This window comes from Bacillus sp. K7 (genome assembly GCF_053903245.1).
In genome coordinates, this window is record NZ_CP096406.1 from 3,033,874 (window position 1) to 3,054,903 (window position 21,030).

The 21,030-nt window shown below is 44.9% G+C and carries 25 protein-coding genes and 1 riboswitch; of the genes, 5 read left to right on the plus strand and 20 right to left on the minus strand.

Features of this window, described 5'->3' with window-relative positions; translation table 11 throughout:
- Positions 1-309 precede the first annotated feature (309 nt).
- Positions 310-1,176 carry an endonuclease I family protein gene (locus M1D98_RS15545; protein WP_010329985.1) on the plus strand — a complete coding sequence of 289 codons (867 nt, stop codon included), beginning with the start codon at positions 310-312 and terminating at the stop codon, positions 1,174-1,176.
- 32 nt (positions 1,177-1,208) lie between these two features.
- Here M1D98_RS15545 and M1D98_RS15550 read toward each other — a convergent pair whose 3' ends face one another.
- Complete coding sequence (locus M1D98_RS15550) at positions 1,209-2,312, minus strand: ABC transporter ATP-binding protein (protein ID WP_456279700.1); 1,104 nt, start codon at positions 2,310-2,312, stop codon at positions 1,209-1,211.
- 181 nt (positions 2,313-2,493) lie between these two features.
- Between M1D98_RS15550 and frlR the strand changes: the two genes are divergently transcribed.
- Positions 2,494-3,222 carry a transcriptional regulator FrlR gene (frlR, locus tag M1D98_RS15555; protein WP_268552391.1) on the plus strand — a complete coding sequence of 243 codons (729 nt, stop codon included), beginning with the start codon at positions 2,494-2,496 and terminating at the stop codon, positions 3,220-3,222.
- A gap of 24 nt (positions 3,223-3,246) precedes the next feature.
- Here frlR and M1D98_RS15560 read toward each other — a convergent pair whose 3' ends face one another.
- From M1D98_RS15560 to M1D98_RS15590, 7 genes are all read right to left on the minus strand, one after another.
- Positions 3,247-4,101, minus strand: a complete 855-nt coding sequence (locus M1D98_RS15560) for a fructoselysine 6-kinase (RefSeq protein ID WP_456279701.1) — start codon at positions 4,099-4,101, stop codon at positions 3,247-3,249.
- Between the two features lie 15 nt (positions 4,102-4,116).
- The gene (locus M1D98_RS15565) at positions 4,117-5,019 is read right to left on the minus strand and encodes a carbohydrate ABC transporter permease (RefSeq protein WP_010329989.1); all 903 of its coding nucleotides are present in this window, start codon (positions 5,017-5,019) and stop codon (positions 4,117-4,119) included.
- Between the two features lie 3 nt (positions 5,020-5,022).
- A complete protein-coding gene (locus tag M1D98_RS15570) occupies positions 5,023-5,901 on the minus strand; it encodes a carbohydrate ABC transporter permease (protein ID WP_010329990.1) in 879 nt (292 codons plus the stop codon).
- Positions 5,902-5,958: 57 nt separating this feature from the next.
- Complete coding sequence (locus tag M1D98_RS15575) at positions 5,959-7,227, minus strand: ABC transporter substrate-binding protein (protein WP_456279702.1); 1,269 nt, start codon at positions 7,225-7,227, stop codon at positions 5,959-5,961.
- A gap of 80 nt (positions 7,228-7,307) precedes the next feature.
- Positions 7,308-8,294 carry a fructosamine deglycase FrlB gene (gene frlB, locus M1D98_RS15580; protein ID WP_456279703.1) on the minus strand — a complete coding sequence of 329 codons (987 nt, stop codon included), beginning with the start codon at positions 8,292-8,294 and terminating at the stop codon, positions 7,308-7,310.
- Positions 8,295-8,492: 198 nt separating this feature from the next.
- Positions 8,493-8,867, minus strand: coding sequence for a nucleotide excision repair endonuclease (locus M1D98_RS15585; RefSeq protein WP_010329993.1), 375 nt, complete (start codon positions 8,865-8,867; stop codon positions 8,493-8,495).
- 100 nt (positions 8,868-8,967) lie between these two features.
- Entirely contained in the window at positions 8,968-10,086 is a 1,119-nt protein-coding gene (locus M1D98_RS15590) for an NAD(P)/FAD-dependent oxidoreductase (RefSeq protein WP_456279704.1), read from the minus strand.
- 158 nt (positions 10,087-10,244) lie between these two features.
- Here M1D98_RS15590 and M1D98_RS15595 point away from each other — a divergent pair, with 158 nt between their 5' ends.
- The 3 genes from M1D98_RS15595 to M1D98_RS15605 all read left to right on the plus strand — a co-directional run bounded on the left by M1D98_RS15595 (position 10,245) and on the right by M1D98_RS15605 (position 11,192).
- Positions 10,245-10,391 carry a hypothetical protein gene (locus M1D98_RS15595; protein WP_010329995.1) on the plus strand — a complete coding sequence of 49 codons (147 nt, stop codon included), beginning with the start codon at positions 10,245-10,247 and terminating at the stop codon, positions 10,389-10,391.
- Positions 10,391-10,669 carry a hypothetical protein gene (locus tag M1D98_RS15600; RefSeq protein ID WP_010329996.1) on the plus strand — a complete coding sequence of 93 codons (279 nt, stop codon included), beginning with the start codon at positions 10,391-10,393 and terminating at the stop codon, positions 10,667-10,669. The genes M1D98_RS15595 and M1D98_RS15600 overlap by 1 nt, the downstream gene beginning before the upstream one ends.
- A 169-nt stretch (positions 10,670-10,838) precedes the next feature.
- A complete protein-coding gene (locus tag M1D98_RS15605) occupies positions 10,839-11,192 on the plus strand; it encodes an Ig-like domain-containing protein (RefSeq protein WP_456279705.1) in 354 nt (117 codons plus the stop codon).
- Between the two features lie 41 nt (positions 11,193-11,233).
- Here the strand turns inward: M1D98_RS15605 and sufB are convergent, their stop codons facing one another.
- The 12 genes from sufB to M1D98_RS15665 all read right to left on the minus strand — a co-directional run bounded on the left by sufB (position 11,234) and on the right by M1D98_RS15665 (position 21,030).
- The gene (sufB, locus tag M1D98_RS15610) at positions 11,234-12,631 is read right to left on the minus strand and encodes a Fe-S cluster assembly protein SufB (RefSeq protein WP_003240854.1); all 1,398 of its coding nucleotides are present in this window, start codon (positions 12,629-12,631) and stop codon (positions 11,234-11,236) included.
- Positions 12,632-12,651: 20 nt separating this feature from the next.
- Complete coding sequence (gene sufU / locus M1D98_RS15615; protein WP_010329998.1) at positions 12,652-13,095, minus strand: Fe-S cluster assembly sulfur transfer protein SufU; 444 nt, start codon at positions 13,093-13,095, stop codon at positions 12,652-12,654.
- Positions 13,085-14,305, minus strand: a complete 1,221-nt coding sequence (gene sufS / locus M1D98_RS15620) for a cysteine desulfurase SufS (protein WP_268559474.1) — start codon at positions 14,303-14,305, stop codon at positions 13,085-13,087. Before sufS ends, sufU begins: the two co-directional genes overlap by 11 nt.
- A complete protein-coding gene (gene sufD, locus M1D98_RS15625) occupies positions 14,305-15,618 on the minus strand; it encodes a Fe-S cluster assembly protein SufD (RefSeq protein WP_010330000.1) in 1,314 nt (437 codons plus the stop codon). Before sufD ends, sufS begins: the two co-directional genes overlap by 1 nt.
- A gap of 17 nt (positions 15,619-15,635) precedes the next feature.
- Positions 15,636-16,421, minus strand: coding sequence for a Fe-S cluster assembly ATPase SufC (gene sufC, locus M1D98_RS15630; RefSeq protein WP_003327022.1), 786 nt, complete (start codon positions 16,419-16,421; stop codon positions 15,636-15,638).
- A gap of 193 nt (positions 16,422-16,614) precedes the next feature.
- Positions 16,615-16,752, minus strand: coding sequence for a hypothetical protein (locus tag M1D98_RS15635; protein ID WP_052245606.1), 138 nt, complete (start codon positions 16,750-16,752; stop codon positions 16,615-16,617).
- A gap of 192 nt (positions 16,753-16,944) precedes the next feature.
- Positions 16,945-17,322 carry a carboxymuconolactone decarboxylase family protein gene (locus M1D98_RS15640; protein WP_268522271.1) on the minus strand — a complete coding sequence of 126 codons (378 nt, stop codon included), beginning with the start codon at positions 17,320-17,322 and terminating at the stop codon, positions 16,945-16,947.
- Between the two features lie 84 nt (positions 17,323-17,406).
- The gene (gene metQ, locus M1D98_RS15645) at positions 17,407-18,231 is read right to left on the minus strand and encodes a methionine ABC transporter substrate-binding lipoprotein MetQ (protein WP_121643242.1); all 825 of its coding nucleotides are present in this window, start codon (positions 18,229-18,231) and stop codon (positions 17,407-17,409) included.
- Between the two features lie 13 nt (positions 18,232-18,244).
- Positions 18,245-18,913, minus strand: a complete 669-nt coding sequence (metP, locus tag M1D98_RS15650) for a methionine ABC transporter permease MetP (protein WP_010330004.1) — start codon at positions 18,911-18,913, stop codon at positions 18,245-18,247.
- On the minus strand, positions 18,906-19,931 hold the full coding sequence (metN, locus tag M1D98_RS15655; protein ID WP_010330005.1) for a methionine ABC transporter ATP-binding protein MetN: 1,026 nt from the start codon (positions 19,929-19,931) through the stop codon (positions 18,906-18,908). Before metN ends, metP begins: the two co-directional genes overlap by 8 nt.
- A gap of 105 nt (positions 19,932-20,036) precedes the next feature.
- A riboswitch (SAM riboswitch) is annotated at positions 20,037-20,143 on the minus strand.
- 114 nt (positions 20,144-20,257) lie between these two features.
- Positions 20,258-20,602, minus strand: coding sequence for an SCP2 sterol-binding domain-containing protein (locus tag M1D98_RS15660; protein WP_010330006.1), 345 nt, complete (start codon positions 20,600-20,602; stop codon positions 20,258-20,260).
- Between the two features lie 107 nt (positions 20,603-20,709).
- The gene (locus M1D98_RS15665; protein WP_456279706.1) at positions 20,710-21,030 is read right to left on the minus strand and encodes a thioredoxin family protein; all 321 of its coding nucleotides are present in this window, start codon (positions 21,028-21,030) and stop codon (positions 20,710-20,712) included.

The window sequence follows — 21,030 nt, forward strand, 5'->3', positions numbered from 1 at the left end:
GAACTCGATAGTTCATTGGCATATTAACCAAAAAAACGTTTATTTTTTAGGCACAGTATCCACCCCCAAGTCATCATGAATGTGGGGATGCTTTACAATTTTGCGGAATTGAAGAAGAAACAGACACCTTGCCAAATCCCAGCTGAAGCAAAAACTAGGCCTTAAGATATTGGCACAGTGGATATCCACCTCCTCCAAAGGGACTCATTTACAATGTTAATGAAAAATATACAAAATAACACTTCTATCCTTTATTTGAATTTTAGATAATAGACATGATCTCATGATCTGATAAAAGGAGGGCAAGTGATGACAAAAATGGCAAGGTTTCTGCCGCTCGTCTTGGTGTTACTGATTTCCGGATGGTTTGCGCCCGCCGCTTCAGCAAACACGCAAACCGTATTAAGCCTGAATGACCGATTGGCCGCTTCCCCATCAGGAAACGGGGGCCTTCTTTCGTTAGCCGCTCCGGCTGCACCCTATGCTGACACAGATACCTATTATAAAGGGACAGAAGGAAAGACAGGTGAATCGCTAAAAAGCGCTCTGCATCACATCATCAGCGGACACAAGACGCTGTCCTACAGCGAAGTATGGAACGCGCTGAAAGAAACTGATGAAGACCCGAGAAACCCAAATAACGTCATCTTGCTCTACACGAATGAATCGCGGTCGAAAAACTTGAATGGCGGCAATGTCGGCGATTGGAACCGCGAGCACGTTTGGGCGAAATCCCATGGCAATTTTGGCACAAGCAAGGGGCCTGGCACAGATATTCATCATTTACGCCCAGCTGATGTCCAAGTCAACAGTGCCAGAGGAAATAAGGATTTTGACAACGGCGGCACAGAACATGCGAAAGCGCCTGGGAATTATGATGATGGAGATTCATGGGAGCCCCGCGATGATGTGAAAGGCGATGTCGCCCGCATGCTGTTTTACATGGCTGTCCGTTACGAAGGTGATGACGGATACCCTGATCTTGAACTGAATGATAAAACTGGCAACGGCTCAGCCCCTTATCACGGAAAGAAATCTGTCCTGCTCGAATGGAATAGGCAGGACCCGGTTGACGACCGCGAGCGGAAAAGAAACGAAATCATTTATGAGAAATATCAGCACAACCGCAATCCATTTATCGACCACCCTGAATGGGCAGACGACATTTGGCCGTAAGAAAAAGGTGCTCCTGCTAGGGAGCACCTTTCCTAATACACAGCCTCTTCCGTCTCCGCATCGAAAAAAACGACGTGATCCATTTTCACTGCCAGCTGGATCGAATCGCCTGCGGCGATTCGCGTGTTTCCATCTAGACGGACCGTAAGCCGCTCATCTCCTGCCGTGACATGTACAATCAGCTCTGATCCCAAATTCTCATTCACTTCCACCTTCGCTTTCAGCACTGCATCAAACAGCTGATCATGTCCTGTTAATTGTGTGATATGCTCCGGCCTAACGCCGGCAATCATCTGTTCTCCGGCATATCCCTTTTCCTTCAGCCGCTTCGCTTTTTCTTCAGGAATATGAAGCCGGATCGAAGGGTTTGTGAAAAACAGCTCGCCATGCTGCTCTTCTATCACGCCTTTCAAAACATTCATTCCCGGGGAGCCGATAAAACCCGCAACAAACAGATTTGCCGGGTAATGATAGATGTCATGCGGTTTCGCCACTTGCTGGATTTCCCCTTCGTTCATCACGACAATCCGATCGCCCATTGTCATCGCTTCGGTCTGGTCATGCGTGACATATATGATAGTTGCCTCTAAACGCTGGTGCAGCTTGCTGATTTCTGTCCGCATCGTCACTCTCAGCTTCGCGTCCAGATTGGAAAGCGGCTCGTCCATTAAAAAGACCTTCGGCTCCCTCACAATCGATCTGCCAAGCGCCACCCTTTGCCGCTGTCCGCCGGAGAGCGCCTTCGGTTTTCTCTTCAGCAAATGCTCAATCTCTAAAATTTTCGCTGCCGCATGAACCCGCTCGGCGATTTCCTGTTTCGGCATCTTTCTAAGCTTTAATCCAAACGCCATATTATCAAAAACCGTCATATGCGGATAAAGCGCGTAGTTTTGGAATACCATCGCAATATCACGTTCTTTCGGCGAAAGATCATTGACCCGTTCCCCATCAATGAGGAGGCTGCCTTCAGAGATGCTTTCCAGCCCCGCCACCATTCGCAGCGTGGTCGATTTTCCGCATCCTGACGGTCCCACCAGCACCAAAAGCTCCTTATCCTTTACATCTAAATCAAAGTCCTTCACCGTGAATTGGGAATGGTATGATTTTTTGACATGCTCAAATGTTAATGAAGCCATCAGACATTTCCCCCAATCTTTTCGTCTGTTATTTCGTCACTGGAAACAACCAGGTCTTTCTGTTATTTTTAGAGTAATCGATTCCCATTTTTGCTATATTTCTAAAATAAAAAATGTAAATTTGTATTATAACATCATAATACATTATAATATGAATAATTGGTTAAAAGGAGGCTACCTTTTGTTAAACAACGGAAGTTCTACACCTTTATACATTCAGCTAAAACAAATCATCACCGATGACATCAAGAAGGGCGTATATTCCCCCACCGCCAAGCTGCCTACCGAGAGCGAACTTTGCAGCAAGTATAATGTCAGCCGCATTACCGTCAGGAAAGCCATTCTCGATTTGGTCGAAGAAGGCTACTTAATCAGGCAGCAAGGAAAGGGAACGTTCGTGAAAAGCCCTAAATTAAAACGGGAGCTGATCGCAGTAAACGGCTACTCGGAATTTATGGAATCAACCGGCAAAAAACCGAAGCATCAAGTGCTGTCCCATGCGATCATTTCAGCGGCGAAACCCATTGCCGAAAAGCTGAAAATCAATCCTGAGCGCCCTGTCGTTGAATTAAAACGGATTTTATATAACGATGACCAGCCGCTCACCTTTGAAGTGACACATTATCCGCTGGATTTGTTTCCCGGCATTGATGCCTTTATTGCGGACGGCGTGTCCATGCATGATATGTTAAAGCAGCGGTATCAAGTCGTGCCTACTCACAATACGAAACTATTAAACGTTGTATATGCCCAACAAGAGGAAAGCAAATACTTAGACTGCGATATCGGGGATGCGCTGTTTGAAATCGATAAAACAGCTTTTACATCAAACGACCAGCCAATCTATTGTTCACTGTTTTTGATGCACACAAACCGCGTCACTTTTACGATCAACAGCCCCTACACATAACCGGCATAAAAAACGAGACACTGCTTACAGTACTCTCGTTTTTTCACTGCTTCCTCCGTCCTCTAAGCGAAAAGGATGGCCATAGCCGAAAGCTCCGTACACACCGCATGTTTTCGCAGCCGTTTCGGCGGCCTGGCGCAAAGCGTACGTTATATCCTGCTTCACGCAAAAAGCAGTCAAAAAGCCCGCTATAAAAGAATCTCCCGCTCCAAGTGTATCTATTATATCAGTTTCCACAATCGGCTGATGATAGATTCGGTCTCCCTCAGACAGGACCGCTCCTTGTCCCCCGCGGGTCATACAAACGATTTTCGCTCCGTAGTCATGTGCCTGTTTGGCAAGCTCGCCGCATTCCGACTCACTCAGGTCACTTCCTGAAAAAAACGCATACGTCACATATGGACAAACCTTCCTCAAATAATCCTCCTTGCGATTGGTTGAAAAGTCAAAGGAGACCGGAATCAGCCCGCACAGCTGCGGAAGATCGTTCTCAAGCCGGCTGTACACACTCGTATGGAGCAGATCATGCCCGCTGATAAAGGTTATATCTTTCTCCTGAAACATAAGACGGAGCCGGGACTGAATGCCCCCTTTATTTGATCTGACAAAAATACGGTCCCCCTGTTCATCAAGGGTGACAATCGCCATTCCATTTTCACCGTGCGCCTGGCGGATATAATCCGCGTTAACCTGCTCCAATTTCAATACGTTCAACAAATGTGCCGCTGCTTCGTCATTGCCGACGATCCCAATATAGGAAGCCTCATGCCCGAGCCGCTTGGCAAGCACAGCGACGTTTAAGGCATTTCCTCCCGGGTAGAACGTTTCTTGATCCTGATAGTAATCAACAACGTTATCTCCAACCGTAATCAATTTCATATGGTGCAGCCCCCTTTATCCTTTTACACTTCCGCTTGCAATCCCGCGGACAAAATATTTCTGCATCAATAAAAATAGAATAATAATCGGCGCGGCTGAAATCGTTAATCCCGCCAGCAGCACGCCCCAATCTGTCTGCAGCGCGTCTCTGAACTGCATCAGCCCGGCTGGAATGGTCCGCAAATTCTCATCATCTATGAAAATAATCGCAAACATAAATTCATTCCACGTATGGTAAGCCGTCAAAATGCCGGATGTCACCAAAATCGGCACACTCATCGGTAAGAAAATTCTGAAAAATACTCCAAAACTCGTACACCCATCTAAATAAGCCGCCTCCTCCAATTCTTTGGAAATAGAAAGAAAATAAGAGCGGATCAAAATGATGGTGAACGGGATCCGGTAAGCCGCATACGGCAGGATTAACGCCCAATACGTATTGTAAAGGCCCAGCGACTGAATCATAGAATAAAGCGGCACGAGACTGACCTGCGGCGTCAGCATCAAACCGCCAAGACAAAGCACCAAAAAGAACCTTTTTCCTGTAAACTCAAACCGGGAAAGGCCGTACGCCGCCCATGCACTGATAAAAACAGTGATCACACACGTCAGCGCCGTCACGATGACACTGTTCATAAAATAAGAAGAAATGCCTTGATTCCAAGCGGACACAAAATTTTCCGGATGCCACGAAGACGGCACCGACCAGCTGTGCTCAAAAATATCGTCCGAGCTTTTAAAGGCGCTCATGACCATCCATAGCAGCGGATAGGCGATCGCAATCAGATAAAGAAACAGAAAAACCCATACAGACGTTTCTCCGATGTACCATTTTCGTCTAGGCTTTCTTTTCACCTCCATGTGCCGGTCAGGCACAGGCTCCAATCTGAACGAATCTGTCTTCTTCTGAGGCAGCATCTGTTAGTCCTCCTTTCCGGTTTTAAAGAACTTCATTTGCATGAGCGACAATGCGAGCGTAATGAGTAATACAACGGTGGCAATCGCTGAAGCATAGCCCATCATATCCTTTGTAAAGGCGCTTTTATATAAAAACGTGCTCAAGACTTCTGAAGCGTTGCCCGGCCCTCCGCCTGTCAATATGTACGGTTCATTAAATACCGTAAAGGCGCCGGTCAGCGTCATCACTACCGCGACAAAAGACATCTCTTTCGTCTGGGGAACGGTAATATGAAAAAACTGCTGAATTTTCCCCGCACCGTCAAGACGGGCCGCTTCGTACAGTTCATCCGGTATTTTTTGAATCGACACAATGTACAGCATCGCAATATAACCGACAGACTGCCATTGAGAGACAAAAATGACAGAAAGCATAGCCGTGCTGTCCTCCCCGAGCCAAGCTCTCGTCAGCTGATCAAGACCAACCGCCTGAAGCAGCTGATTCAAAAGCCCCGTCTCAGGGTTATAAATAAAATCAAACAAAAGCGCGATCACCGTCATCGAGATGACAACCGGCAAAAAGAAAACAGTGCGAAAAAACGGCGACCATTTTCTGACCAGCTTATCCTCAAGCACCGCCGCCAAAATCAAACCACCAAATACCTGGCATGCAATTGAGATCACTGCGTAAAGCACATTATTGGCTAGTGCCTGATAAAAGACAGGATCATGAAATAAGTCAACATAGTTTTTCAAGCCGATAAACGTTTTTTCCGGAGAAAAAGAGCTCCACTGAAACAGGCTGAGGAAGACATTCTCAACAATCGGGATATAAACGAAAAGTAAAAAAACGAGTGCGGGCACCAAAAACAAATAGGGAATTGTTTTATTCTGATTGACCAAGGATATCTCATCTCCTTTATAAAAAGAAAAGGTGCGAAGCTTCACCTTTTCTTTGATTTATTCAGCTGACGCCCTTACTTGCTTCGCTGCTTTTTGAACAGCTTTCATGACCTGCTCCGGTGTCATGTCGCCGCCAAGCATTTGCTGGACGTTTGTTAAGTACGCATCGGCGATTTCAACATCGACATCCATATCAAACCATGGCACCATTGATTTGGCATCAACAATTTGCTGAATGGCTTCACGCTGAATGGCTGTAGAATTTTCTTCAGTAGCCGCTCCTTGCACAGCACTGTATTTCCCGACATCTTTGACGAGCTTTTCACCCATTTTTTTCGACGTCAGAAACTGCAAAAATGCCATCGCTTCCTTCGGATGTTTTGTTTTTGAGGCAATCATGAACCCTTCCGGCGCTCCCGTTAGCGCTTCTGAAGATCCTTTTTGCCCGCTGATTTCAGGGAATGGGAACATCCCGAGATCCACCGGTTCAACCAGTTTGATTTCCGCTGTTTCCGCATATATCATCGCCGACTTTCCGCTCTTAAACTGCTGTCTCACATATTCGTGGTTGACGGAGTTTACATGTTTATTGAAGTAAGGCATCAGCTCCTGAAGCTTTTCAAGTGCTTTCACATAACCTTCATCAGTAAATTCACCCGTTTTGGCGTTATAGTCCTTTTCCCGCGTTTTTTCATCGACCATCCGTTGATTGAGCGTGCCGATATAGTGTGAGATGGTCCAAGTCGCCTTTGTTCCGAAGCTGATCGGCGTATAGCCGTTTTCTTTCAGGTTCTTTGACACATCGATGAATTCATCCCATGTCTTCGGGGGATCAAGATTCAGCTTTTGGAAAATGTCTTTATGATAGAAGAATGATTTAGCGTCCATTTGCCACGGCACGCCATATTGCTTGTTTTCATAAGTAAATGGTGTGACTTGCGATTGAACGAGCTGTGATGACCAATCTGTATCATTTTTGTAGTAGGACGAGAGATCAAGCGCCTTATGGCCTCTGATAAATTTAAAAGCAAACTCGTCACTCCATGAGAAGTAAATGTCAGGAGGGCTGGTGGTTCCCAGCATGACCTTGATTTTGTCTTTATAGGAGTCATTCAAAACCGCTTCAATTTGAATGTCGATATCCGGGTGCTCTTTTTCAAATGCCTTCACAACCTCTTCAAAATAACTTTTTTCCGGCTCCTTTGGCCATCTGTGGAAAAATTTCAATGTCACCTTTCCGTCCGCTGAACTGCTCTGGCTCGAACAGCCCGCAATGGTGAACATACTGACAGCGGCAATGATCAAAAACAACAACATTTTCTTCAAAGGGTTGGCCTCCTCTGGACATTAGACTATAATGTTATATAACATTATAGTCTAATGCATAATGATTCCTCAGTTTCAGATCAATACTCAACTTTCCACATGTATCTTCTATGAGATAAAGGATGATGTCTCGCCTCTGCCAGCGCGTCCGCATAGCTTCTCAGCACACGGTTGAGAACGAGCGGCGCTAGATAGCCTTTAACTGAATCGTCTATTGCAGTGAAGTCGTAAGATGCAGCATCAAGCACAGTGAGCTTTTTGCCATATTTTTTCGAGAAGGTAAGCGCCCGCTCTTCAAGAGGCCTTGTTTCATCTAAACCGAGCAGGATGATAAACGGCACGGATTCATCAATAATTTCAAACGGTCCGTGAAAATATTCTCCGGCATGAATGGCGTGGGAATGAATCCATTGCATTTCCATGAGAATGCAGATGCTGTAGGAGTAAGCGACACCGTAGTTCGCACCGCTTGCCATGGTATAAATAATGTTTTCTTTTTCATGGGCTTTTGCGAATTGCTGTGCGTTGTCAGCTTCCTTCTTAAGGGCTCCTTCATACACAGCCTGCAATTGATCTAATCCTTCAATTGCTTGTTCAAATGTCGTATTGTTTTCTAATACTTGCAGAGTGCCGAAAACGATTTGATACAGAACGCCATAGTTCGTATTGATCGCAAGCGCCTCATCACCCCAATCGTACTGGGCAACATATTGCGCTTTTTGCGCTAAAGGAGACTCCGGCTCATGCGTCATCGCAATCGTAAGTGCGCCCTTGCCCCTCGCAAACGAAGCGGCTTTGACCGTTTCCGGGGTATTTCCCGAATGCGAGCACAAAATGACAAGAGACGTTTCACCAAGCTGGACAGGATTGCGCTGGATAAATTCGTTCGAGCTATAAAGATCGGAGTTGATTGATTTTGACTCTCTGTCAAACACATATTTACTCGGATACATGATGGCCGAAGACCCTCCGCATGCGACAAAAAATACATGGTCAATGGTTTTCCCATTCAAATCCTGCAAGAAAGCTTGAACCTCACGATTTACTTTTGCTGTGGATGGACTCAAATCCTTCACTCCTTCTTTTTATTATATAACGTTATATAACATTATATATTGTTATATTAAAGTCCGCTGGGAAAATTGTCAATATTGTTTTCTGAAATTTCTCAATAATCGAATCAGATGACAATACGGAAAAAGGCGCAACAAAAGCCAGAACTTCACATGAGCTCTGGCTTCGCTGTGCCTCCGCAGACTGATGTCTTACTTAAAAAATACCTTGTCTACATTGTACTTCGAGTGCTGTGTATTGATGATATACGTTTCGTAAATGTCTCTTTCCATTGGGTCATCGACGACACATACTTCAATTTTATATACTTCGTCTCTGTGATGTTTGATCGGTGAGACATTGTCTTCAAAATGCTTCTTAATTCTCTGTCTTAACTTTCTCGCTTTGCCGACAAACAGCAGCTCGTCATGAATGTTGTAAAACATGAAGATGCCCCCTTTGTCTCTTGGGATCTGGTGAAAGTCGATGAAGCCGTAAATCGCCTTTATTTTCGGTTCGTTTTCATTCGCTGCCTGTTGCCGTTCGGTGATGGTGACATTCGGTGCGGGTATATCAATTTTTATCAAATCAGTCACGTCCTCTTTTTCATTAAAGATAAATGCTAACATAGACAGAAAAGAAAAGCCAGAACAGCTTTATATTATTTGTTTGTTAAGCTTTTACTTATTATGCAAGCGCTCCGGCTGGATCATACGGACTAAGGTCTATTTCCGTCTGCTTTCCGAGAACTAGCTTTGCGAGCTCTGAACCTAAGAACGGTCCCATCGTTAATCCCGAGGCGCCTAAACCGTTAGCGGCGTAAAGCCCTTGAACATCCGGCACAGCGCCAATAACCGGGAGAAATCCCGGCGTAAACGGCCTAAAGCCCACTCTTGTTTCAATGGCAGCGCCATCAGCTAGACCCGGCGCAACAGCTAATGCTTTGCTCAATACTTCGTGCTGCCCTCCGGCTGTCACACGAAGATCATCTAGCCCGGCATCGTTTTCATGCGTGGCGCCTGCTACAATTCTGCCGTTATCAAACGAAAGAATATACTGGTCGTTCGGCGGCATCACAACCGGCCACGATCCTGTATCTGTTTCCGTCATTTCAAAATGCATAATTTGCGCTTTCTGAAAGGACACTTGAAAATGAATGCCAAGAGGCTTCATGACCTCATTAGCCCATGCCCCCGCCGCCACAATGACTGCGTCAGCCGTAAACTGCTGTGCGTCTGTTTGCACGCCGGTGACCGTTCCGTTTTCAACAAGCAAGGACGCATTTCCTTTGATGATCTCTGCGCCGCGTTTCTTAGCAGCGTTTAAAAGAGACCGGCACAGCGCCCTCCCATTCACACGGGCGGCCCCGCTGATATGAACCGATTCATAGCCATCAGCTAAAATCGGAAACAGCTTTTTCGTTTCACTTGCGGACAAGCGGGTAATGTCGCCGATTTCCGGCGCATCCTCCCGTCTCTTATACGCCCGCTCCTCCATCTTATCAAGCTTGGACGCATCAGTATGAATACTGATGGCACCGACACGCTTATATCCTGTGTCCGTTTCTCCGTCTTCCTCCAATTGATGGATTAAATCCGTATAGTAGCGTGCTCCGCCCTTCGCGAGCTGATACCACTTCTGATTGCGGCGCTGCGATAGCCAGGGACAGACGATCCCGGCCGCCGCATCAGTCGCTTGTCCAGGTTCCTTCCGGTCAACCACCGTAACCCTGGCACCCCATTTGACAAGATGGTAAGCAGCCGAAGCGCCAAGTATCCCCGCTCCGACGATGATGTACGATTTCATATGAAAACACCTTTTCTATTATAATGTCTATTCATTTTACCAAATCGAGTGCTTTCCTTCGACCTTTTGACCCAATGTGGAAAAATCGCGAAGTTCGTCCAATCTCTTCACTCTTCTATCGAATATCCTGTCACTATCAATAGAGAAAGGATGATACCATGAGCGAAAATCGTCATGAAAATGAGGAAAACAGACGCGATGCAGCTGTCGCAAACGTCCAAAACAGCGGTAATGCAAAAGTGGTGGTCAACGTGAACACAGATCAGGATCAGGAACAGGCGCAGGCACAAGACGGGGATGAGTAATGAACGAAAACATCATTCCAATCAACAGACATACTCAAGAGATACCCGCTACCGAATCCGTGATCAAAAACAGTGGCAACTCCGAGGTTCATATCGACATTCACATTGATACAATGCCGATCGCCTTTGCTGTTTTGTGTTCTGCATTAGCCGCAAAACAGATGTCAAAAGAGGAATTTGACACGGCTTATAGACAATTGTTAGAAATGAAAAACATTCATAGCCCCCAAGCGGCATCTGTTATCAATATTCAACCCAATGATATCCCCGAACGTTAGAGAAGCAGCCGCAGGCTTAAATGACGCCTGCGGTTTCTACCTTTTAAATAGAACTTATCATTCGGTAAATAACCATTTGTTAACATTTTATACATATTTAGTTACAGGAAGCAGAGTTTCTTTATCAAAATTGTATAGTGTAAGAAAAAATAAAAAAGGAGTGTTACAAATGAAAGGTAAAAAAGTTATTATTTCTGCACTGTCAGTTTCTGCTTTAGCTCTCAGCTTAGGTGGTGTGGCATCCGCTGAAGAAATGTCAGCTGCACCGGCATCTTCCATTCAAAATGCCTCACACAGCCCGATAAAAGTCATGGATGCCTTTTATCAGATGAAAGTAAACAGTTACTTAAATATTGCCAGAGATGGAGCTACTAGCTACGTAGTAACCTCCGGCCGCGATTATATCTCTGTCAGTCAAAGCGGAATGGTATACAGCAAGTCAAAAGCTGGATCAGCGGAAGTTACGATCTACAAAGGATCGAGCGTACTAGGCGTTGTAACGATCAGCGTACGCGAGAAATAGACAAAACCCGGCGGGATCATCCGCCGGGTTTCATTTTTATATTAACCGATTGAACCTTCCATTTCGAACTTAATCAAACGGTTCATTTCAACTGCGTATTCCATCGGAAGCTCTTTTGTGAATGGCTCGATGAAGCCCATGACGATCATTTCAGTCGCTTCTTCTTCGGAAATGCCGCGGCTCATCAAGTAGAAGAGCTGCTCTTCAGATACTTTAGACACTTTCGCTTCGTGCTCCAATGAAATGTTATCATTTAAGATTTCATTGTAAGGAATAGTGTCAGACGTTGATTTGTTATCCATAATGAGCGTATCGCACTCGATGTTAGAACGGGCGCCTTCCGCTTTGCGTCCGAAGTGGACGATTCCGCGGTACGTTACTTTTCCGCCTTGTTTTGAAATCGATTTTGATACGATTGTGGATGATGTGTTTGGTGCAAGGTGAATCATTTTCGCACCCGCATCCTGATGCTGGCCTTTACCCGCAAGAGCGATAGAAAGCGTCATACCGCGCGCGCCTTCACCTTTTAGGATACAAGCCGGATATTTCATTGTCAGTTTAGACCCGATGTTGCCGTCGATCCATTCCATTGTTGCATTTTCTTCACAGATCGTACGCTTCGTTACAAGGTTGTAAACGTTATTCGCCCAGTTTTGGATCGTTGTATAACGGCAGTAGCCGCCTTTTTTCACGATGATCTCAACAACCGCACTGTGTAGTGAGTTTGTTGTGTAAACAGGCGCCGTACAGCCTTCAACATAATGAACGCTTGCTTCTTCGTCAACGATGATCAGCGTACGTTCGAACTGACCCATGTTTTCGGAGTTGATGCGGAAGTAAGCTTGAAGCGGTGTTTCAACCTTCACGCCTTTAGGCACGTAGATGAAAGATCCGCCGGACCAAACAGCTGAGTTAAGCGCCGCAAACTTGTTATCAGTCGGCGGGATCACTTTCGCCCAGTGCTCACGGAAAATATCTTCATTTTCTTTCAGCGCGCTGTCAGTGTCTTTAAAGACGATGCCTTGCGCTTCAAGATCTTCTTTCATGTTGTGGTATACAACCTCAGATTCGTACTGAGCAGAAACACCCGCTAGGTATTTTTGTTCAGCTTCAGGGATACCGAGCTTGTCGAATGTTTGCTTAATTTCGTCAGGAACTTCATCCCAAGAACGCTCTGAACGCTCAGACGGTTTTACGTAATACGTAATTTCGTCAAAGTTCAGTGAGTTTAAATCTCCGCCCCATTGCGGCATTGGCATGTTGTAGAAATGCTCAAGAGATTTCAAGCGGAAATCAAGCATCCATTGAGGCTCTTCTTTCATGCGAGAAATTTCTTCTACGATTTCTTTTGTCAATCCGCGCTCTGAACGGAAAATGGAAACGTCCTTGTCGTGAAAACCATACTTGTATTCACCAATATCAGGCATTTTTTTAGCCATCCATTTTCACTCCAATCCTTTTAATTGCCGCCTTCTTCTTTCGCGACTCCTTTTTCAAGTGCTTTCCATGACAGGGTGGCACATTTGATACGGGCGGGGAATTTTGAAACGCCTTGAAGAGCTTCAATATCCCCGAGATCTATAGAATCATCATACTCGTTCCCTTGCATCATATCCGAGAAAATCTTAGACATGGAAAGGGCTGTTTCGATATCTTTCCCTTTAATCGCCTGCGTCATCATCGAAGCAGATGCCATTGAAATGGAACAGCCTTCCCCTTCAAATTTCGCATCTTCCACGGTGTCTCCGTCAAGCTTCATTGTCAGTCTGATTCGGTCGCCGCATGTCGGATTGTTCATATCCACGACGATGCTGTCATTCAAAACCCCTTTGTTGCGCGGGTTTTTGTAATGATCCATAATCACCTGTCTGTACAATGTATCTAAGTTTGCATTAAAAGACATTTGTAAAATACTCCTTTGTCTTTTGAAGAGCTTCCGCAAGCTTATCAATCTCTTCCTCTGTATTATACAGATAAAAGCTTGCTCTTGCAGTAGCAGTTACATCCAGCCATTTCATCAGCGGCTGCGCGCAATGATGGCCGGCTCTGACTGCGATTCCCTCCGCATCAAGCACAGTCGCCACATCGTGAGGATGAACGTCATCAAGATTAAAAGTGACAAGCCCGGCACGCTCTTCCGGCCCATAAACCGTTACGCCGTCAAGCTGGCGGAAGCGTTCAAGCGCATAAGCCGCAAGCTTGTGCTCGTGGCAGGAGATTTCATCAAGACCGATTTCTTCGAGAAAATCAATGGCGGCACCGAGACCGATTGCTCCCGCAATAATCGGCGTACCCGCTTCGAATTTCCACGGAAGCTCTTTCCAAGTTGATTCATAAAGCCCGACAAAGTCGATCATTTCACCGCCGAATTCGGCAGGCTCCATGTTTTCCAGCAGGGCTTTCTTCCCGTACAGCACACCAATACCGGTAGGGCCGCACATTTTATGGGAAGAAATCGCAAAGAAGTCGCAATCGAGATCCTGCACGTCAATCTTCATGTGAGGCGTGCTTTGTGCACCGTCCACCACAATAACAGCCCCGTTGTCATGGGCGATTTTCGCCATTTCTTTAATCGGGTTGATCGTGCCGAGGACGTTAGATACATGAGACACTGCAACAATTTTCGTGTTGCTTGTGACCGTTTCTCTTACGTCTTCTAAAGAAATCGTTCCGTCTTCCTGCAACGGAATATATTTTAATGTGGCGCCAGTCGCTTTGACAGCCTGCTGCCACGGAATGATATTCGCATGATGCTCCATGTAGGTGATGACCACTTCATCACCCGGTTTCAGGTTGGCGCGCGCATAGCTTAACGCCACCATATTCAGTGATGTGGTCGTGCCTTTTGTGAAAATAATCTCAGCCATTGACTTCGCGTTAATAAACTTGCGGACTTTTTCACGCGCCCCTTCATAACCGTCTGTCGCTCTGGTTCCAAGTGTATGGACGCCCCGGTGAACATTGGAATTGTAATGATTATAATACTTATCCAATGTTTCAATGACAGCACGCGGCTTCTGGGAAGTCGCCGCGCTGTCGAGATAAACGAGATCATGTCCGTTCACTTGCTGATGAAGGATCGGGAACTGTTCACGAATATCTGTGATATTCATTACTTCACTTTCCTTTCGATAACAGAAACCAATTGTTTCTTAACGCCTTCAATCGGAAGTTCGTTTACTACCGGCGCAAGGAATCCGTAGATGACTAAACGTTCTGCTTCTTCTTTCGCAATTCCGCGGCTCATCAGGTAGTAAAGCTGAATAGGGTCAACACGGCCGACAGATGCCGCATGTCCTGCAGTTACATCGTCTTCGTCAATTAAAAGAATAGGGTTTGCATCTCCGCGTGCTTTTTCGCTTAGCATCAGCACACGTGATTCTTGTTCCGCATTCGCTTTTGAAGCGCCATGTTCAATTTTTCCGACTCCGTTAAAGATAGAAGAAGCGGAATCCTTCATCACACCGTGCTTCAAGATATATCCTTCTGAAGCTTTACCGAAATGGATGATTTGTGTTGTGAAGTTCTCTGTTTGCTCTCCTCTTCCGACTACAACCGTTTTTGTATCGCCGTATGTGCCGTCACCGTAAAGGTTTGTTGTGTTTTCGGAGATCGTGTCGCCGTCATTCATCAGGCCGAGAGCCCACTCGATTTTGCTGTCGCGTCCGCGCGCGGCACCGCGGCGGTTCACATATGTGGTCACACCGCTGGACAGAGTATCAACCGCACCGTATGTCACGCTGGCATTATCACCTGTGATGACCTCACTGATAATGTTGAACACGGCATCTTTCGGATTTACAGTGCTGATGTAGTTTTCTACATATGTGACAGAGCTGTGGTCTTCAGCCACAATCAGCACGTGGTTGAACAGAGCCGTATCGTTGCTTTCGTGGACATAAACAGCCTGAACCGGCGTCTCCACCTGAACGTTTTTCGGAACATAAAGGAATGCTCCTCCGTTAACAAGAGCCGCGTGAAGCGCAGTTAATTTGTGCTCATCAACCTTCACGCCGTCTTTCATAAAGTATTTCTCCACTAAGTCACTGTGCTCGCGTGCAGCCGTCAGAATATCAGTGAAGATGACGCCTTTATCCTTCAATTCCTGAGAAAGAGAAAGGTATGCCGGCGTCTGGTCACGCTGCACGTATAATGTTTTATCTTCGTTTTCAATATCGATCAGCGCTTTTGCTTCATCAGTCAAGTCTTCTAATGAAGAAAGCGGTTCGTTATCAACTGTATGCTTCGCGAAGTTTGTGAAGTTCCAGTTTGTGATTTTTGTTTTATCAGGCTTCGGCATCGGCAGATCCTCAGCTTGTTCAAGAGCCTGTAAGCGCAAGTTTTTCAGCCAGGCAGGTTCTTGATGCTTTTCGGAAAAGCTTTTGAGATACTCCTGATCTACGGATAGTTTTGTATCTAGTGTCATGTTAATCCCCCTAACGCTTACGCTTCTTGGCCTACAGTTTCGTCTTCAATACCAAGTTCTTGTTTAATCCAGTCATAACCTTCTGCTTCGAGACGCTGTGCAAGCTCTGCACCGCCAGATTTCACCACGCGGCCTTGCATCATAACGTGAACAACATCCGGAGTGATGTAGTTTAACAGGCGCTGATAGTGAGTGATCATCAGGCAGCCGAAGTTTTCGCTGCGCATTCTGTTGATCCCTTTAGATACGACTTTCAGAGCATCAATATCAAGGCCTGAGTCGATTTCATCAAGGATGGCGATTTTCGGTTCAATCATCATTAATTGAAGGATTTCGTTGCGTTTTTTCTCCCCGCCTGAGAATCCTTCATTAAGGTAACGTTGTGCCATTTCAGGGTCCATTTCAAGGAACTCCATGTTTTCGTCCATTTTGCGGATGAATTTCATGAGAGAAATTTCATCGCCTTCTTCTCTGCGCGCATTGATTGCTGAACGAAGGAAGTCGGCATTTGTTACACCGCTGATTTCACTTGGATACTGCATGGCTAGGAATAAACCCGCCTGCGCGCGCTCGTCCACTTCCATCTCCAGTACATCTTTGCCGTCAAGCGTGATGCTGCCTTTTGTTACTTCATATTTAGGGTGCCCCATAATAGCAGCTGAAAGAGTGGATTTACCAGTTCCGTTTGGTCCCATTACTGCGTGGAACTCTCCACCTTTTATTTCAAGGTTTACACCCTTTAAGATCTCTTTCCCTTCGATTTCAACGTGAAGATCTTTGATCGTTAATGTTGAAGCAGCCATATCTATACCTCCAAAAATATATAATCATTATTCTCATTTTATTCTCATTCTAATTTTATAACAAATGAAAAGTAAATACAACTTTTTATCGTGCCTCGCACATTTCTCAAGTTTAACAAAGATCAGCACTTTATTAAAGCGATTGAAAAAGAAAAAGAGTGGATTCCCACCCTTTTTTAGAAGATTGATTTTCTCAATAAGCTCCCGCAGAAATCCGCTTGCTCTTTTTATAATCAAGCTCTCTCTGCCGCTCTACTCTCAGTCTTGTTTCCAGCCGGCGTCCGTATTCCTCGTATCCAATTCCGTGAGACAGCTGCATCGCTTTTTCCATTTCTGACGTATAATCGAGGTTCAGTCTATCCTGGCTGTTACAAATAATAAATCAATCCCTTCATTTATTTGCTTCTATTGTAACAACGCTGCGATGGAAGCTGCAAAAAGGAAACGGCTCGAAATAACGGCAGATGAGACGAAAGCATCCTTTCAGCTCAAATGAGAATGGTTTTTCGGAACATTCCTTCTCTTAATGCGTGGTGCTTCCAAATTCCTCTATGCACTGCTGGACGACTGTTACGCCTTGGCTAAGAGCCGCGCCGCCTCCGAATGCCGCTGCCACACTGACGGCTTCGAGAATATTCTCCTCTGTCGCTCCCTCATCAAGACAGCCTTTTGTATGATAGATCATGCAATATTCATCCTGGGCATTGATTGCGATTCCGAGGGCGATCAGCTGTTTTTCTCTCTCAGTCAGTGAATTCCCGGCAAAGCATTGTTCGGTAAACTCATTAAACTTTCTTCCCATCAGCGGCATCTTTTGTTCAAATGTGCCTAAACCTAATTTATATTCTTTTAGCGCGTCCTGCATGCTTCCTCTGTCTTGATTCAAAGAAAATCCCTCCATCTGTTTAACATTCCTTTTTATTATGAACAGCTTTTAGGAAAATACCCGAAAAAAACCCCGGATTTCTCATCCGGGGTTTCAGTCTTATTCAGAGACAGGAAGCACAGCTCCGTCGTATTTTTTCTCGATGAAGTCTTTGATCTCTTTAGAATGAAGAACTTCCATCAGCGCTTTAATCTTGTCAGAATCTTCTTCGCCTTTTCTTACTGCGACGATGTTAGCGTATGGGTTGTTTTTCGTTGCTTCCACTTCAATCGCGTCTTTTTTAGGGTTTAATTTATTTTGGATCGCATAGTTTACATTGATGAAGACCGCGTCTCCTTCTTTGTTTTCATATGCTTTTGCCGTTACTTCAGGCGCTACTTTTTTGAATTCAAGGTTTTTCGGGTTTTTCTTAATGTCTTTCAAAGTTGCGTCAACTGTTTCCACTTTAGAATCAAGTGTGATTAGCCCCGCATTTTCAAGCATTGCAAGCATACGGCCTTGTTCAGCCACGTTGTTTGTCAGAATAATTGTCGCACCCTTTGGAAGGTCTTTCAGCGATTTGTATGTTTTAGAGTAAATACCGAATGGCTCTAAGTGAACAGCGCCGGCATTCACAAGTTTGTAATCTGTGTTTTCTTTCATTTCTTGCTCAAGGTAAGGAATGTGCTGGAAGTAGTTCGCATCCACTTCTTTATCAGATAAAGCTTTGTTGTACATCTTGTAATCACTAAGCACTTTCACTTCCAGCGTATAGCCTTTTTCTTTCAACAGTGGTTCAGCTTCTTTTAAAATTTCCGCATGCGGTGTTTTTGTCGCAGCAACGACAATTTCTTTCTTGCCAGACTCTGCGCCTTTATTCGAACCGCAGGCAGCCAAAACTCCTGCAAATACAAGCAATAGTGCACCTAAAAATAGCTTTTTCATTGTAAATCCTCCCTTATCGTTTATCTATAATATTTGTTATGACATCACCGATGATTTGAATAATAAATACGATGATTAAAATAAACACAGTAGCAATGAAGGTAACATCAGCATTGTTCGACTGATAGCCTTCTACGTACGCAAGGTTTCCAAGGCCGCCTGAACCGATGGCCCCGGCGATTGCCGTTGAGCCGATCAAAGCGATCGCCGTCACCGTGATGCCAGAAATGAGAGCCGGCATAGATTCAGGAAGCAGCACTTTGAAAATAATCGTAGACGTCTTGGCTCCCATTGATTTGGCAGCTTCGATAACACCTTTGTCTACCTCGCGCAGCGCGATTTCAGCGAGGCGCGCGTAAAACGGTGCCGAGCCGATCACCAGCGCCGGCAATGCGGCGTTTGGCCCTAAGATCGTGCCGACTAAAAACTTCGTAAAACCAAGCAATAAAATAATTAGAATGAGGAACGGAATCGATCTGAATATGTTGACAACAGCCGCAATCACAGAGTTGACCGTTTTATTCTGCCAGAGGCTCCCTTTGCTTGTCAGAAAGAGCAGCAAGCCGAGAATCACCCCGATAACAAAAGCAAACAGCAGAGAGATCAGCGTCATATAAAGGGTTTCATATGTCGCGTTCCACAATTCAGTTAAATCAACATTCGGAAAATATGTTTCAAACATTCGTGATCACCTCTGCTTTTACCTGTTTGTCATTAATGAACCGGATCACGTTTTGCACTTCTTCCTCGTCACCGTCAATGTGGATGAACAGTGAACCGTAAGCTCCATCCTTCGTTTGCGAAATTTTCCCTTGCAAAATATTGACGCTGACATTAAAGTTTCTGATCATCTCTGTAATCAGAGGCTGTTCAGCCGAATCACCGACAAATGTGAGCTGAACCGTTTTTCCTGATGCTGTTTCATCAAGAAGGTGCTGAAGCGTTTCTTTCGTTTCTTCCGGCTCTGTCACCTGCTGAACAAACCGTTTTGTCATGTCTTCTTTCGGGTTTTTGAAGACATCAAGAACTTCGCCTTCTTCCACAACCTTTCCGTTTTCCATGACAGCGACTCTGTTGCAGATTTTGCGGATCACATGCATTTCATGCGTGATCAGCACAATTGTCAAACCGAGTCTATCATTAATATCGGACAATAGATCCAAAATTGAATCAGTCGTTTGCGGATCTAATGCTGATGTCGCTTCATCACAAAGGAGAACCTTCGGATTGTTTGCGAGCGCTCTGGCGATTCCGACACGCTGCTTTTGTCCGCCGCTCAGCTGAGAAGGATAAGATTTTTCTTTTCCTTCTAAACCTACCAGTTTAATCAGTTCATTGGCGCGCTTGATACGCTCGTTCTTTTTCACCCCGGCAATTTCCAGAGGAAACATGATATTATCTCTGACCGTCCGCGACCACAGCAAATTGAAATGCTGGAAAATCATGCTGATGTTATGGCGTGCTTTTCTTAACCCGCGTCCGTTTACTTCATTAATCTTGGTTCCCGCTACTTCCACGGTTCCTGAGGTTGGTTTCTCAAGGCCGTTCAGCAGACGGATTAAGGAACTTTTTCCAGCTCCGCTATATCCTATAATTCCAAAAATCTCACCTTTTTTGATGGAAAGCGAGACATTTTGGACAGCATTGACATCTCCATGTTTCGACTTATAGACTTTTGAAACATCTTGAAGATTGATCAAAGCAATCACCTGCCTTAACACTATTCTAAGAAATCTTCCGGGATTTTCTGCAAAAGAAAAACCTTTCTGCACATGTGAGCAGAAAGGCTTATATAAAACGCCTTTCTCTCATCTTTCAAAGCTGAACGCTTCGTGTGAATTGGCACCATTTCAACAGCGTTGATGGTTGCCGGGCTTCATAGGGCACTTCCCTCCACCTCTCTTGATAAGAGAAATATATAGTCTTTTTCGTCCGGAAATTCTTAATGTAGAATAGCATGGCGGATGTTTGCATGTCAATAAAATAAATGATGTCAACTTTTACTATTATAATAATTTGCTATTTTTTAATTCTTTGCAATCCTCTGAAAAAAACCATTCGTCAGCCAGAGAATCGCTTCTAGCTTTAACAGGGCTCTGAAGGACCCCTTAACTTTCAGGCTTCCGCTCTGAATCAGATGCTGAAGGGAAATATCTCCGTGCAATAAATGAATGATTTCGGATTGGTTTCCGTAAAAGGTCAGGTTGGACGTTTGGCGCTGAGAAATTTCTTTCATTTCTCCCTGTTCGTTTATTGAGACGGTTAAGGCTTCTGTTTCTCCTTGGAAGGTAATGAGCAATGTTGAAGCGCTCAAAAGGGGTCTTAAAAACAGATGCTGATACTCATCTTCTAAAACTTCCGCTTTCTCCATATGTACAACCTCCTATTTGTTGGTCATACATAGACATTTCTCTCTTTAGCATATGAACCCCTTTATAAAACGAACGACAATTTCATTGGAATGCGCTGAGAAATATGTCATAAATAGGATGCGGAAGATGATTTTTGTTTTATCAGCTCATATAAATAAGAAACGGAATGAAACGCATATCCTCTTTCGACCACTTTTCCGCCTTTAAACAGCAGAAAACAAGGAACGCTCTCAATTTGATACGCTTTTGCGAAAGTCGGAGAATAATTGACATTGTTTTGATAGAAGGCGACATCAGGGAGCATTTCTTTCACGACTGTCAGCATTTTGCTTGCAAGCTGGCAAGTGCCGCAAAATGGAGTATATAAATATAGAAGATACACATCATCAGAAATGTGCTCAAGTTCATATTCCTGGAGTTCTTTCAT

Excerpts from the sequence above, each read along its gene's own strand:
- sufS (WP_268559474.1), bottom strand. The coding sequence starts at position 14,305 with ATGAATATCACAGATATTCGTGAACAGTTCCCGATCCTTCATCAGCAA.
- sufD (WP_010330000.1), bottom strand. The coding sequence starts at position 15,618 with ATGACACTAGATACAAAACTATCCGTAGATCAGGAGTATCTCAAAAGC.
- M1D98_RS15590 (WP_456279704.1), bottom strand. The coding sequence starts at position 10,086 with ATGAAATCGTACATCATCGTCGGAGCGGGGATACTTGGCGCTTCGGCT.
- sufU (WP_010329998.1), bottom strand. The coding sequence starts at position 13,095 with ATGTCTTTTAATGCAAACTTAGATACATTGTACAGACAGGTGATTATG.
- metQ (WP_121643242.1), bottom strand. The coding sequence starts at position 18,231 with ATGAAAAAGCTATTTTTAGGTGCACTATTGCTTGTATTTGCAGGAGTT.
- M1D98_RS15640 (WP_268522271.1), bottom strand. The coding sequence starts at position 17,322 with ATGGAGGGATTTTCTTTGAATCAAGACAGAGGAAGCATGCAGGACGCG.
- M1D98_RS15565 (WP_010329989.1), bottom strand. The coding sequence starts at position 5,019 with ATGCTGCCTCAGAAGAAGACAGATTCGTTCAGATTGGAGCCTGTGCCT.
- sufC (WP_003327022.1), bottom strand. The coding sequence starts at position 16,421 with ATGGCTGCTTCAACATTAACGATCAAAGATCTTCACGTTGAAATCGAA.
- M1D98_RS15545 (WP_010329985.1), top strand. The coding sequence starts at position 310 with ATGACAAAAATGGCAAGGTTTCTGCCGCTCGTCTTGGTGTTACTGATT.
- M1D98_RS15550 (WP_456279700.1), bottom strand. The coding sequence starts at position 2,312 with ATGGCTTCATTAACATTTGAGCATGTCAAAAAATCATACCATTCCCAA.
- M1D98_RS15560 (WP_456279701.1), bottom strand. The coding sequence starts at position 4,101 with ATGAAATTGATTACGGTTGGAGATAACGTTGTTGATTACTATCAGGAT.
- metP (WP_010330004.1), bottom strand. The coding sequence starts at position 18,913 with ATGTTTGAAACATATTTTCCGAATGTTGATTTAACTGAATTGTGGAAC.
- M1D98_RS15665 (WP_456279706.1), bottom strand. The coding sequence starts at position 21,030 with ATGAAAGAACTCCAGGAATATGAACTTGAGCACATTTCTGATGATGTG.
- M1D98_RS15660 (WP_010330006.1), bottom strand. The coding sequence starts at position 20,602 with ATGGAGAAAGCGGAAGTTTTAGAAGATGAGTATCAGCATCTGTTTTTA.
- M1D98_RS15635 (WP_052245606.1), bottom strand. The coding sequence starts at position 16,752 with ATGGAAAAAGCGATGCAGCTGTCTCACGGAATTGGATACGAGGAATAC.
- M1D98_RS15605 (WP_456279705.1), top strand. The coding sequence starts at position 10,839 with ATGAAAGGTAAAAAAGTTATTATTTCTGCACTGTCAGTTTCTGCTTTA.
- sufB (WP_003240854.1), bottom strand. The coding sequence starts at position 12,631 with ATGGCTAAAAAAATGCCTGATATTGGTGAATACAAGTATGGTTTTCAC.
- M1D98_RS15595 (WP_010329995.1), top strand. The coding sequence starts at position 10,245 with ATGAGCGAAAATCGTCATGAAAATGAGGAAAACAGACGCGATGCAGCT.
- M1D98_RS15600 (WP_010329996.1), top strand. The coding sequence starts at position 10,391 with ATGAACGAAAACATCATTCCAATCAACAGACATACTCAAGAGATACCC.